At 52.6% G+C, this 14,099-nt stretch carries 9 protein-coding genes; 5 read left to right on the forward strand and 4 right to left on the reverse strand.

The window, feature by feature from the left end; translation table 11 throughout:
• Nucleotides 1–15: 15 nt before the first annotated feature.
• Complete coding sequence (pepN, locus tag OC597_RS01455; protein ID WP_262207103.1) at nucleotides 16–2,631, reverse strand: aminopeptidase N; 2,616 nt, start codon at nucleotides 2,629–2,631, stop codon at nucleotides 16–18.
• 446 nt (nucleotides 2,632–3,077) lie between these two features.
• Here pepN and OC597_RS01460 point away from each other — a divergent pair, with 446 nt between their 5' ends.
• The 5 genes from OC597_RS01460 to OC597_RS01480 all read left to right on the forward strand — a co-directional run bounded on the left by OC597_RS01460 (nucleotide 3,078) and on the right by OC597_RS01480 (nucleotide 10,729).
• On the forward strand, nucleotides 3,078–4,778 hold the full coding sequence (locus tag OC597_RS01460; protein WP_262207104.1) for a diguanylate cyclase domain-containing protein: 1,701 nt from the start codon (nucleotides 3,078–3,080) through the stop codon (nucleotides 4,776–4,778).
• A gap of 254 nt (nucleotides 4,779–5,032) precedes the next feature.
• Nucleotides 5,033–6,238: a nicotinate phosphoribosyltransferase gene (gene pncB, locus OC597_RS01465; RefSeq protein ID WP_261253417.1), complete on the forward strand. Its 1,206-nt coding sequence runs from the start codon at nucleotides 5,033–5,035 to the stop codon at nucleotides 6,236–6,238.
• Nucleotides 6,239–6,465: 227 nt separating this feature from the next.
• Nucleotides 6,466–7,866, forward strand: coding sequence for an asparagine--tRNA ligase (gene asnS, locus OC597_RS01470; RefSeq protein ID WP_085116090.1), 1,401 nt, complete (start codon nucleotides 6,466–6,468; stop codon nucleotides 7,864–7,866).
• 302 nt (nucleotides 7,867–8,168) lie between these two features.
• On the forward strand, nucleotides 8,169–9,293 hold the full coding sequence (gene ompC / locus OC597_RS01475) for a porin OmpC (RefSeq protein WP_315289983.1): 1,125 nt from the start codon (nucleotides 8,169–8,171) through the stop codon (nucleotides 9,291–9,293).
• A gap of 245 nt (nucleotides 9,294–9,538) precedes the next feature.
• The gene (locus OC597_RS01480; RefSeq protein WP_262207108.1) at nucleotides 9,539–10,729 is read left to right on the forward strand and encodes an amino acid aminotransferase; all 1,191 of its coding nucleotides are present in this window, start codon (nucleotides 9,539–9,541) and stop codon (nucleotides 10,727–10,729) included.
• 69 nt (nucleotides 10,730–10,798) lie between these two features.
• Here OC597_RS01480 and OC597_RS01485 read toward each other — a convergent pair whose 3' ends face one another.
• The 3 genes from OC597_RS01485 to ldtD all read right to left on the reverse strand — a co-directional run bounded on the left by OC597_RS01485 (nucleotide 10,799) and on the right by ldtD (nucleotide 14,084).
• A complete protein-coding gene (locus OC597_RS01485) occupies nucleotides 10,799–11,446 on the reverse strand; it encodes an MBL fold metallo-hydrolase (RefSeq protein ID WP_262207109.1) in 648 nt (215 codons plus the stop codon).
• Nucleotides 11,447–11,512: 66 nt separating this feature from the next.
• Entirely contained in the window at nucleotides 11,513–12,061 is a 549-nt protein-coding gene (gene mepK / locus OC597_RS01490) for a peptidoglycan L,D-endopeptidase MepK (RefSeq protein WP_261253396.1), read from the reverse strand.
• Nucleotides 12,062–12,242: 181 nt separating this feature from the next.
• Nucleotides 12,243–14,084 carry a L,D-transpeptidase LdtD gene (gene ldtD / locus OC597_RS01495; protein ID WP_409977207.1) on the reverse strand — a complete coding sequence of 614 codons (1,842 nt, stop codon included), beginning with the start codon at nucleotides 14,082–14,084 and terminating at the stop codon, nucleotides 12,243–12,245.
• Between the last annotated feature and the right edge of the window lie 15 nt (nucleotides 14,085–14,099).

Below are 14,099 nucleotides of genomic sequence, written 5' to 3' on the forward strand. Positions count from 1 at the left end.
CGTCCCTTTTTAGGCTTACGCGTCGAGCGCTTTGGTGATCTTCTCGAACAGGTCACCGGACAGATTCTCCAGCCCTTTCAACTGTTCCAACGCTTTACGCATCAACGCCTGACGCGAAGCATCATAACGTTTCAGGCGGATCAGCGGCTCGATCAGACGAGCAGCAATTTGTGGGTTGCGCTGGTTCAGATCGCTGAGGATCTCCGCCAGGAACTGATAACCACTGCCGTCTGCAGCGTGGAACGCCGCCGGGTTAGCGGAAGCGAAACCGCCGATCAACGAACGTGTGCGGTTTGGATTACTCAGGCTGAATGAACGATGTTTCAGCAAGCTACGCACCTTGGTCAACACGTCTGCCGCCGGGCTGGTCGCCTGCAGCACGAACCACTTGTCCATCACCAGACCATCCTGGTGCCAACGCTCATCGAAGGCCGTCAGCAGCGAGTCGCGACAAGGCAACTGTGCCGCGACCGCAGCCGCCAGCGCCGCCAGAGAGTCGGTCATATTGTCTGCCTGACGGAACTGCTCGGTCACCAGGCGATCGGCCAGCGCTTCGTCGCCGAAGGCCAGATAGCCCAGGCACACATTGCGCAGCGAACGTTTGGCGATATCCGCGTGTTCCACCCGGTAACCGTCGGTTTTGTTGGCGTTATAAACCGCCAGCCACTCGTCGGCCATTTCCTTCGCCAGGCAGCGGACAATCGCTTCGTGCACCGCGGCGATCGCTTCGGGATCGATGGTGGCGAACAGCTCGGCAATTTCGCCTTCTGAAGGCAATGTCAGGATCTGCGCGGCCAATGCCGGATCCAGCGTCTCGTCCAACAACACGGCGCGGAACGCATCGGCAACGTGCAGCGGCAGCGACAACGGCTGTTTCTGCTGATGTTTGGCCACGTTCAGTTTGATATAGGTGGCCAGCAAACTCTGGGCCGCATCCCAACGGGCAAATTCATTGCGCGCATGCTGCATCAGGAAAGTCAGTTGCTGATCGCTGTACGGATAGTCCAGCTTCACCGGCGCAGAGAATTCGCGCAACAGGGACGGTACCGGCTTGTGCGCCACGCCATCGAACACGAAGGTCTGCTCCGCTTCGGTGACGTTCAGCACGTTATTGACCGCCGAGCCGTTTTTCTGCAGCGCAATCACATTACCCTGTGCGTCGTACAGTTCGATATCCAGCGGAATATGCAGTGGCAGCTTCTCGGGTTGATCGGCGGTCGGCTCGGTTTTCTGGCTGACGTGCAGGCGATACTGCTGGTGCTCGGCGTCGTATTCGTCGCGAACGGTGAGTAACGGCGTGCCGGACTGGCTATACCAGCGACGGAACCGTGATAAATCGACGTTAGAGGCATCCTCCATCGCCTGAACGAAATCATCGCAGGTGGCCGCGCTACCGTCATGACGCTCGAAATACAGCTGGATGCCTTTCTGGAACAGTTCTTCACCCAACAGGGTGTGCATCATGCGGATCACTTCAGACCCTTTCTCATACACCGTCAGGGTGTAGAAGTTGTTCATTTCGATCACTTTGTCCGGCCGAATGGCGTGCGCCATCGGGCTGGCGTCTTCGGCAAACTGTGCGCCACGCATAACGCGTACGTTATCGATGCGGTTAACCGGGCGTGAACCCAAATCTGAACTGAACTCCTGATCGCGGAATACCGTCAGCCCTTCTTTCAGGCTGAGCTGGAACCAGTCGCGGCAGGTCACGCGGTTGCCGGTCCAGTTATGGAAATATTCGTGGCCAATCACCGCTTCGATATTCAGGTAGTCCTTGTCGGTGGCGGTTTCGGCTTTCGCCAGCACGTATTTGGAGTTAAAAATATTTAACCCTTTATTCTCCATCGCCCCCATGTTGAAGAAGTCGACCGCCACAATCATATAAATGTCGAGATCGTATTCCAGCCCAAAACGGGTTTCATCCCATTTCATCGAATTCTTCAGCGAGGTCATCGCCCAGTCGGCGCGATCCAGGTTACCACGGTCAACAAACAGCTCCAGCGCTACGTCACGGCCGGAACGGGTGGTGAAACTGTCGCGCAACACATCGAAGTCACCGGCCACCAGCGCAAACAGGTAACAAGGTTTTGGGAATGGATCTTGCCACTGTACCCAATGGCGCCCGTCTTCCAGCTCACCCTGGCCTACGCGGTTGCCGTTCGACAACAGGAACGGGTAACGCGCCTTGTCAGCCACGATGCGAGTGGTAAAGCGGGCCAGCACGTCCGGGCGATCCAGATAATAGGTAATGTGACGGAAGCCTTCGGCCTCACACTGGGTACACAGCGCTTCACCAGACAGATACAGCCCTTCCAGCGCGGTGTTTTTCGCCGGGTGGATATCGTTGACCAGGGTCAGGGTAAATTGTGCCGGCAGTTTCTCGATAACCAGCTTGTTATCCTGCAACTGATAGGCCGTCCACGGCTGACCGTCGATCTCAATACTCACCAGCGTCAGGTCTTCACCGTTCAGCACCAGTGCCGCATCGGCAGCGCCCTGGCGTTTAATCTTGCTGACGGCGGTGACGCGAGTTGTCTCTGCGTCCAGCTCAAAATCCAGGTCAATGTCAGTGATGGTGTAATCTGGCGCGCGATAATCGTGGCGATACTTCGCCTGTGGCTGTTGTGTCATAAAAACCCTTTGACGTCTCAGTGAGTTACAGGTGCCAGGCTTTCATCATGGGCTTATTTCGCCGTGGGGAAAGAGCAGAAATTTCGATGAGCCTGATTGTAAATAAACTGTATCACAGCTACAAAAAAAACCCAGAGATGCCGGGCCTCCAGAGCGGAGAAATCGGAGGTGGATCCTAATATTGTCGACGAATTGCCCACGCAGTCAGGCTCCTTCACCTGATGCAGCATAGAAATCAGCATTTAATGCTAAAAAATGCCTTTCGTATGACGCCTTTTCCCCAGCTTCATTCCGGGATAAAAAGTACGACCTTTTCAGAGACTGCGGGCTGTCGGCTGCAACTCGGCAACGTTTTTGGGCTGCAAGGCCTCACCGGGTATTGTTAAGACAGCCTGGGAGGCACAATGATATAATTAAGCTCTCTGGTTCAAGGACTCCCGGCGCATATGAAAGTAAAATATCTGATCTATTTTTTTACCTTTGCCCTGATGTCCTCGTTCGCCCTGTTCATTTCCGATGAGTTGGTTGAGGCCAATACTGACTATCGCGACAATCAGCTTAATCTGTACAAAATTACCCGCGCAAAAGAGATTTCCGAAGCCTTTCAGGCCACCTTATTGGCCCACCGCTTAAAGCGCCTGAGCCTGATAGACCCGAAAATCACTCCACAGCAGTGGCAGGACGCCGATCGATTGGCCCGGGAGAAAATTGCCCGTTTTCGACCGCATATCGACAGTGAAATATCGCAACAGCTGGGCATTCGACAAAAAATCGCGGCGCTTTCCATGCTCAGTCTGATGGAACAATTGCTGAACAATGACAACCTGCAGCTTTCGCATATTACTGATGCCAATGCCAATCTGTTTAATATCAATAGCGCCTATTATATTTCTCAGGCCAGCAAAAGTTATTACCGCTACAGCTACGACAACCGCATGGTCGATGCCGACTCGTTTTTGTTTCTGGAAGCCGTGCGGCTAAATAACCGACTGAATATGTCCGTTACTGAACTGATCGATCAGGTTATCGACGTCAATACCAACCCGCCGGAGCGTAAAGCCGCCTATCTGAAAGCCGTTCAGCTCACCGGAGTATTGAGTGCGCTGAGCACCCGACTGATATTTATGAAGCTGACCTACAATGATGTGCAAACCACCTTCCTGGTGAATGAGATCCTTGAGCAATTGTCGACCAGGCAGATCAGCCGTATTACTCGCGGGCTGTATACCGCCGTGGATACCCATACCGCCTATCCGACCGATTCAATTTATCAATATGGTAGAAACCTCAGCGAGCTGTCACAACGGCTTTTTCAGCGCAGTTTTGAACTGGAGGTCGCCGCCTCTCAACATAAAATCTATGGTAGCCAGACCGCCATTTACGGCATGATTTCCCTGGGTGGTCTGATCGCGCTGTTTATTTTTCTGCCAACCCTGGTTTATTGTTCAAATATCAGTCGCTGGCTGACGAAAACTCATAATAATATTTTGCGACTGTCACGCGGCAATATGAACATCGATCGCAATGAAGTGTTCTATGGCCAGGAGTTAATGGCCATCAGCGATGCGATTAAACAGCTCAAACAGTATCAGATGGAAAAGGTGACGCTGGAAAATGAAAAACATCTGCTGATCAAAGAACTGGAAGCCTCTTCGTATATTGATCCTTTAACTAACATCTATAACCGCCGCAAGTTTTTCCTCGAGTGCGAATCGCTGGCTGCCAGCCACTACCCACTGGCCTTCTGCTTGATTGATATCGATAATTTTAAGAATCTCAATGACAGCTACGGCCACCATATCGGCGATCTTGTATTGGTAGCCTTCGGTAAACTGCTACAGAGCACCTTTCGTTCCAGCGATATTTTCTGTCGTTATGGTGGTGAGGAATTTGCCGTGATCCTCGGGAACTGCACGCTGGAAAATGCACGCGAAGTGATGTCCAAGCTACGCGAGCGAACTCACCAATTAACCCTGCCCCTAGCCGATGGGCAAAATGTGCGTTTCACCACCTGTTGCGGCATCGCCCAGGTGAGCGACATCCGGCTGTTGCCAACGGCCATCAAACAGGCAGATGAAGCGCTCTACTTCTGCAAGAATAACGGCAAGGACCGGATCGGTATTCACACGCCGATCGGTTTTATCTGAATTGCTGTTTAAAATAATTAACATTATAATTTTTATGACTAATTAACCTAAGTCATTCACCTTACAGGCTTATCTGGCTTTTCTGCCGCTCCCTCGATGGCAAGCCGAGATAAAGGCACGTTTAATCCTCGACCCACTCCGATGAATTGTGGTGTGATGCAGCTTCAATAACAGGATAATCCGGGTATACTCCCCCCACTTTTTTTGATTATCCGGATTTGGACACGCGCCTGACGAGGATGCAGTAACGCGCTATGACTCAATACGCCTCCCCGATTTTGACATCACTGCTTGATACTGATGCTTACAAGCTTCATATGCAGCAAGCAGTGTTTCATCGCTACCCCGCTATCAGTGTGGCGGCGGAATTCCGCTGCCGTGGTGATGAGCTGCTTGGCGAATATGCCGACGAGATTGGTGCGCAAATCGCACTGATGAGCCAATTGGCGCTGACAGACGCTGAGTTCAGCTATCTCTCAGGGCTGCCCTTCTTCCGTGAAGATTACCTGAACTGGTTACGCGATTTCCGTTATGACCCGCAACAGGTTCAAATCGAAAATCACGCGGGCAAATTGCATATCCGTATCGCCGGCCCATGGCGCGAAGTGATCATGTGGGAAGTCCCGCTGCTGGCGGTGATCAGCGAAGTGGTGCACCGTCACCGTTCGCCGGATGTCACGCCGGACATGGCAGTAGCCCATCTGCGCAATAAACTCGCACAGTTTAAAGCCATGAGTGCCGACGTGGATATTTCGCGCTTTAAGCTGATGGACTTCGGCACCCGCCGTCGTTTCTCGCAGGCGGTACAGCAGGCTATCGTTAGCACACTGAAAAACGAATTCCCGTATCTGGTGGGCACCAGCAATTACGATCTGGCACATCAGCTTGGCCTTGCGCCGGTCGGCACCCAGGCCCATGAATGGTTTCAGGCACATCAGCAGATCAGCCCGGTGCTGGCAAATAGCCAGCGGGCGGCGTTACAGGCCTGGCTGGATGAATACCCGGATCAACTCGGCATTGCCCTGACCGACTGCATTACCATGGATGCCTTCCTGCGTGATTTTGGTCCGCAGTTTGCCCAACGCTATCAGGGCCTGCGCCACGATTCGGGCGATCCGTTCGAATGGGGCGAGAAAGCCATCGCGCATTATCAGAAGCTGGGTATCGATCCGATGAGCAAAACTCTGGTGTTCTCCGATAACCTGGATCTGGACAAAGCACTGGCGCTTTACCGTCACTTCTACCAGCGCGTCAATCTGGTATTCGGCATAGGTACGCGTCTGACCTGCGATATTCCCGGAGTCAAACCGCTGAACATCGTTATCAAGCTGGTCGAATGCAAAGGCAAGCCGGTGGCTAAACTCTCCGACAGCCCAGGCAAAACCATCTGCCAGGATCAGGCCTTTGTAAAAGCGTTGCGCAAAGCCTTCGATCTGCCACTGGTAAAGAAAGCGAGCTAAGCGCTCCCACCCTAAGAACGCTAAAAAGCCGGCTGAAATCCTCACGCCGGCTTTTTTCTTCTTTATATGATACTTCCCGTTGCTCTCTTTTCACCCCGCCCCAATAAATGTTGCACCAATCCGGCGATTTCTACTTGTGCTCTGCACCGCGGCAAGTAACATAGCAACATCCCCATATTCTTGGGTTGTAAGCTATTTCTAAACCAAATTATTAAAGAGAGAAATCTATGAGCGTTGTGCCTGTAGTCGACGTACTGCAAGGCCGTGCTGCGGTTGACAGTGAAGTCACCGTACGCGGTTGGGTGCGTACCCGGAGAGATTCTAAAGCCGGTATCTCCTTCCTGGCCGTCTATGACGGTTCCTGCTTTGATCCGTTACAGGCCGTCGTTAATAATTCTCTGCCGAATTATCAGGATGAAGTGCTGCATCTGACCACGGGCTGTTCAATTGAAGTCACCGGCAAAGTGGTGGCTTCTCCTGGCGATGGCCAAAGTTTCGAACTGCAGGCCACCGCGATTAAAGTGGTGGGCTGGGTTGACGATCCGGACACTTACCCAATGGCGGCCAAACGCCACAGCATCGAATATTTGCGCGAGGTCGCTCACCTGCGCCCACGCACCAACCTGATCGGTGCCGTTGCTCGCGTACGTCATACGCTGGCGCAGGCCATTCACCGTTTCTATCATGAGAACGGCTTCTTCTGGGTTTCCACTCCGCTGATCACCGCCTCCGATACCGAAGGCGCCGGTGAAATGTTCCGCGTTTCGACGCTGGATCTGGAAAACCTGCCACGTACCGATAAGGGCGCTGTCGATTTCAGCGAAGACTTTTTCGGTAAAGAAGCCTTCCTGACCGTTTCCGGTCAGTTGAACGGCGAGACCTATGCCTGTGCGCTGTCGAAAATTTACACTTTCGGCCCAACGTTCCGTGCCGAGAACTCCAACACCAGCCGCCATCTGGCGGAATTTTGGATGATCGAACCGGAAGTGGCGTTTGCCGACCTCGAAGACATCGCCGAGTTGGCGGAAAAAATGCTGAAGTATGTATTCCAGGCCGTGTTGAACGAGCGTATGGATGACATGCAGTTCTTCGCCGAGCGCGTAGACAAAGATGCGATTGATCGCCTGCAGCGTTTTGTTTCTTCTGATTTTGCTCAGGTTGATTACACCGAAGCGGTGGAAATCCTGATCGCCTCCGGCCAGACGTTCGAAAACCCGGTTTCCTGGGGTATCGATCTGTCTTCCGAGCATGAGCGTTATCTGGCCGAGAAACACTTCAAAGCGCCAGTGGTAGTGAAAAACTACCCGAAAGACATCAAAGCTTTCTATATGCGTATGAACGAAGACGGCAAAACCGTTGCTGCAATGGACGTACTGGCCCCGGGTATTGGCGAGATCATCGGCGGTGCTCAGCGTGAGGAACGTCTGGACGTGTTGGATCAGCGTCTGGAAGCCATGGGTCTGAATAAAGAAGATTACTGGTGGTATCGCGACCTGCGTCGTTACGGCACCGTGCCACATGCTGGCTTCGGTTTGGGCTTTGAGCGTTTAATCGCCTATGTGACCGGTGTGCAAAACGTGCGTGATGTTATTCCATTCCCACGTACGCCACGTAATGCAAGCTTTTAATTAATCAGATAATCCATTTTCTAATTAATTTAGTTACAAAACCAAGGCCAGCTTTGCTGGCCTTTCGCATTTTTTAATATTGACGCACGTCACAAAGTTCCCTGAATATTACATATTGTTACAAATACTTTCTTTTTGAAACCTCATTAGGACATTGGTAGCATTTTCGTTCTAGATTAACCCGGCGACGAATGGAACACTGCGTGCAGACACAGGACGACACCAATCTATCAACAATAGTTCAAAAGAATTATTGGCGGCAGTGGCAAAGGTGTCCGAATAACACCAATGAGGGTAATATAATGATGAAGCGCAACATTCTTGCAGTGGTAATCCCAGCTCTGTTAGCAGCTGGTGCAGCAAACGCTGCTGAAATTTATAACAAAGACGGCAACAAACTGGATCTGTACGGTAAAGTTGACGGTCTGCACTACTTCTCAGACGACAAAGGCAATGATGGCGATCAGACCTATGTTCGTTTCGGCTTCAAAGGTGAAACCCAGATTACTGACCAACTGACCGGTTACGGCCAGTGGGAATACAACGTTCAAGCTAACCACTCTGAATCTCAAGGCACCGAAGGCACCAAGACTCGTCTGGGCTTCGCAGGTCTGAAATTCGCTGACTACGGTTCATTCGACTACGGCCGTAACTACGGCGTACTGTACGACGTGGAAGGCTGGACAGATATGCTGCCAGAGTTCGGTGGCGATACTTACACTGTTACTGACAACTTCATGACTGGCCGTACCAACGGCGTTGCTACTTACCGTAACAACAACTTCTTCGGTCTGGTTGACGGTCTGAACTTCGCCGTTCAGTACCAGGGCAAAAACCAGAACGACGGCCGTGACGTTAAGAAACAAAACGGCGACGGTTGGGGCCTGTCTTCAACTTATGACATCGGCGAAGGTATCAGCGTAGGTGCTGCATATGCTTCTTCCAACCGTACCGACGATCAGAAACTGCGTTCTAACGAACGTGGTGACAAGGCTGATGCATGGACTGTAGGTGCTAAATACGACGCGAACAACGTTTACCTGGCTACCATGTACTCTGAAACCCGCAACATGACCCCATACGGCGGCGGCAACTTCAGCTCAACCTGTAATGCGTCTACCGATTGCGGCGGTTTCGCCAGCAAAACTCAGAACTTCGAAGTGACTGCACAGTACCAGTTCGACTTCGGCCTGCGTCCAGAAGTATCTTACCTGCAGTCTAAAGGCAAGAACCTGAACGTCCCGGGCGCCGGTTCTGACCAGGATCTGGTTAAATATGTTTCTGTTGGTACCACTTACTACTTCAACAAAAACATGTCTACCTATGTTGATTACAAAATCAACCTGCTGGACGACAACGAATTCACTAAAGCCACTGGCACTGCTACCGACGACATCGTTGGTGTAGGCCTGGTTTACCAGTTCTAAGTTGTCACACTTAACGACGGTTCACCGTCGGACAAGTTAAAAAAACAGGGCTTCGGCCCTGTTTTTGTTTTTGTGCCCGCCTAAATTTTTATCCTGCCAATCTCCCCTTCTCCCTCATTTTTTATGCTGAATATGCGTCCTTCACAAGATCGAGGTGTTTTTCTCGCAAACGGTTGGCAAAGGGCATAACTGGCGCTACCCTGATGCTTCTGTCTGCTTAACTCCGAGCCATGGAAGCACCTGACATGTTTGAAAAAATCACTGCTGCACCTGCCGATCCGATCCTGGGTCTGACCGACATTTTCCGCGCCGACGCCCGCCCTAACAAAATCAACCTGGGGATTGGGGTTTATAAAGATGAAACCGGTAAGACTCCGGTGCTGACCAGCGTTAAAAAAGCTGAGCAGTATCTGCTGGAAAATGAAACCACCAAAAACTATCTCGGCATTGAAGGCATCCCGGCGTTCGCCAACTGCACGCAAGAGTTGCTGTTCGGCAAACAAAGTCCAATCATCGCCGACAAGCGTGCGCGCACCGCACAAACTCCTGGTGGCACCGGCGCTCTGCGTGTGGCAGCTGACTTCATCGCCAATCAGACCAGCGCAAAACGCATCTGGATCAGTAATCCAAGTTGGCCGAACCACAACAATGTGTTCGGTGCCGTCGGTCTGGAAGTGCTGGAATATAACTACTACGACGCCGCCAATCATGCACTGGACTTCGATGGCCTGCTAAACAGCCTGAAACAGGCTCAGGCTGGCGATGTGGTGCTGTTCCACGGCTGCTGCCATAACCCAACCGGTATTGACCCAACGGCTGAGCAATGGGCTCAGTTGGCCGAGCTGTCTGTGGCTAACGGCTGGTTGCCGCTGTTTGACTTCGCTTACCAGGGTTTCGCGAAAGGACTGGAGGAAGATGCTCAGGGTCTGCGTATTTTTGCCGCCAAACACCAGGAACTGATCGTTGCCAGTTCTTACTCGAAGAACTTCGGTCTTTACAACGAACGAGTGGGTGCCTGTACTGTGGTTGCCGCGGATGCAGAGACCGCCGATCGCGCCTTCAGCCAGGTTAAAGCCGCCATTCGCGCCAACTACTCCAACCCACCGTCACACGGCGCTGCCATTGTAGCGACCATCCTGGGTGACGACGCACTACGTGCGCTGTGGGAGCAGGAACTGACCGACATGCGTCAACGCATTCACCGCATGCGTCAGCTGTTCGTGAATACCCTGCAGGAGAAAGGCGCTGAGCAGGACTTTAGCTTCATCATCAATCAGAACGGTATGTTCTCGTTCAGCGGGCTGACCAAAGAACAGGTACTGCGCCTGCGTGATGAGTTTGGCGTCTACGCCGTTAACTCAGGCCGCGTTAACGTCGCCGGCATGACACCGGACAATATGGCGCCGTTATGCGAAGCCATCGTCGCCGTGCTGTAAAACCGTCGCGCGACACATAGCAAAAGGGGCGCTCAATGCGCCCCTTAATTATTTCTGCCGGAAATAACCTTACCAGATGGCTGGTTCTTCACGCAGAAACGGGTTGGTTTCACGTTCCTGGCCGAAGGTAGACATCGGCCCATGGCCTGGAATGAACGCCATGTCATCACCCTGCGGCAATAGCTTGGTTCGGATCGAGTTGATCAACGCCTGGTGATCGCCTTGTGGGAAATCACTGCGCCCAACGCCGCCATTAAATAGCACGTCGCCCACCAGCGCCAATCGCGCCTGCTCATTAATAAACACGATATGGCCAGGAGTATGACCGGGGCAATGCAGCACCTTGAGCGTCATCTCACCCACCTGCACGCTATCCCCTTCTTCCAGCCATTGGGTCGGCGTCAGCGGTGCGCACTCATCCAGCCCAAACATCCGGCTCTGCGCAGGCAGGCCGTCCAGCCAGAAGGCGTCTTTTTTATCCGGGCCGTAGATCGGCACCTGGTAATGCTCAGCCAGCTCAGCCGCTGCGCCAACATGATCGAGATGACCATGGGTCAACAGGATCTGCGTAACCGTTACGCCCTGCCTGGCTATTTCGGCCTTCAGTTTCTCTGGTTCGCCACCGGGATCGATCAACGCCGCCTGCTGGGTGCTCTCACACCAGATCAGGCTGCAGTTCTGACTAAAAGCGGTAACGGGAATAATGTGGTATTTCATAAGGCTCCAACGACAACAGCGCCATACCCTGGCGGGCTGGCGCTACTCACTTATGGTGCACAGCGATTACCAGGTCCGCACCGGGCCGGTATCGATGTGTACAAAGTTGCTACGTGGGTAATATCCTACACCACCGGCGCTCATTTTTAACGCCGCTTTGCGGATATTACTCAACTGGATGCCTTCAATATGGAAGTCCATCGCCTGCCCCTTGGTGTGGTAGCTGTGCTTAGCCACACCACGACTGCGCTCACGCAGCTCATTGTTGGTATCCAGCGAGCGATAACCTGACACCAACTGTACCGGTTTGTTGGTACCCAGCAGGCCTTGCAGGCGATAGAGATGATCAAACAAACGAGGGTCGATCGACTTAATCTTATTGGCGCGATAATCACGGAAGAGATGATTAAGACGGACTAATTCGTCTTTATTATATCCCTTACCGTCGAAGAATTCGGCTTTCAACGATTCGCCCGTATGCATGTTATTTACAACCAGAATACGGGGGCGTGAAGTAGAAAGACTGGCAAAGGCTTGCCCAGGGAGCAGCGCTATGCCCACAGCGGCGCTACCTAACGCCAGCCATTTACGGCGATGATGATCAATTTTGTCCATGTTTCTGTTAAACCCGGCAAGAATATCAAAATATATGCACAAAACAGCGCACTGCCCGAACCATAACCGCCCACACTGGCTGAGTCAACCCGTGATGTCCCGCGGTTTGCAGGCACTCACGCAATGAGTGCCTGCATCATGGTCCGATATTCAGACCGTTATTTATTTATAATTACTGCATTTATTGCATTAATTTTTCGGCCTGAGCCAAAATTTGTGCACCCGATCTCACCGTATCATCATAATTGTAAATATCTGTACGGAATTGTGGCTTTCCATCATCAGAGACCCAGGCCGTTAAATAATACAATTTAACCGGAATATGCTGACGGATATTTACGAAGGTAGTATTCCCTTGTTTAAGGGTGGATGAAACACGGCTGTTATTCCAACCTGCATCCTGCAACAGCATATTCGCCAAATCCGATGCCTTGTTGACTCGCACGCAGCCGGAGCTCAAGGCACGGATGTCCTTCTGGAACAGATTATGGTTAGGCGTATCGTGCAGATAGATGGCGTCCGAACTCGGCATGTTGAACTTAAAACGCCCCAGCGAGTTGGTAGCCCCCGGGGCCTGACGGATCCGGTACGGGAAATTACGGGCAGAGACCATGTTCCAGTCGATCATCGCCGGATTGATCACCTCGGCATCGTTGCTCCAGCCGGAAAGCACGGTATAGCCATGCTTCTGGAAGTAGTTACCGTCACGCATCGCCTTCGGCACGATATCTTCGCGTACCAACGTAGTCGGCACGTTCCAGGGCGGATTAACCACCACATTGTTCAGCGCACTGCTCATCAACGGCGTCTTGCGGCTAGGCCGACCGACGATCACCCGCGAAGAGAGCACTTCATTACCGTTCTGATAGTAGGTCAACGAGTAGTTGGGAATATTAACCATAATACCGTTATCGACACGGCCAGGCAGAATACGTAAACGCTGGATATTCAGCGCTAATAATGAGGCCCGCATTTGCGGCGTCACGTTAAGCCATTCGCGAGTGCGCACGCCGATCACTCCGTCCGCACTCAGCCCCTGCCATTTCTGGAAACGCTTAACGCCTTCGACCAGATCGGGGGTATAGCGATTATCGGTGACGGTAACCGGGCTTTCCGGTTGCTGCGAAAATGGCGATTGCGGTGAAGGAGCCAGATCTTTTACCGGCGCGGCGGCCGGACTGACCACGGCACTCTGGCTCTCACGATTTTTTTCTTCATCAACCGACAGGCCACCATCGTCGGGCTCGTTGCGCGAGCCGGTCAATACCGCAGGGGGATCCTGCGCTTCCACCGGTGCCGTAGAGGTGGTGAGCATGCCGTTACGCGCCAGGATCTCACGCAAAGCTGGGATGTCATTACTCAGTTGATCCGGACGCAGGCTTGGGCCATTGGCCATCTGCGGCCACGGACGTCCGTCGGCCAGCATGTCCCGCAGGGCCTGATGCATCTTGGCGTATTGAGGATGCTGTGGTGCCAGCTTGTTGACATAAGCCAGAGTCTTGCCCTGACGCACCGCCAACTGCCACTGGTTAGTTACCGTATTGGGCGGCAAACCGAGCTTGTAGGGAATATTGCTGTACAGCCAATTATTTCCGTTGGCCCCGATGGACGAAACGAACTGTAAATACCCCAGCATCGCATCCGACAGCACCACATCACGCGCCACGTCAGTAATGGCTGGATTAGTCAGCAATTTTACCCATTGGGTAAACTGTGGCTGTACGCCGGACATCGCCAATTCGGCCAGTTGCTGCTGGAATTGCTGAACCGCTTCGCGATCCTGCCACATCAATTGCATCCGGTTCGCTGCATATAAAGGAGCCAGCGTCGAAAGATAATAGGGTGTGATGCCTTTCGGCAATGCCGCCAGTATTTCCGAACGGCTTTGCGCCACTGACATGCCGGATGACGCTACCGGAAACGCAGGAACGGTTGCCCATACGGGTAACGACGACGCAAGACCACATGCGATTGCGCAACTTAACGCCAGCCGCCGTACAGTGTTTCCATTTCTAAGCAACATCCATTGCCCCCTGTA

The organism is Serratia proteamaculans, from assembly GCF_946227095.1.
Classification (GTDB): domain Bacteria; phylum Pseudomonadota; class Gammaproteobacteria; order Enterobacterales; family Enterobacteriaceae; genus Serratia; species Serratia proteamaculans_E.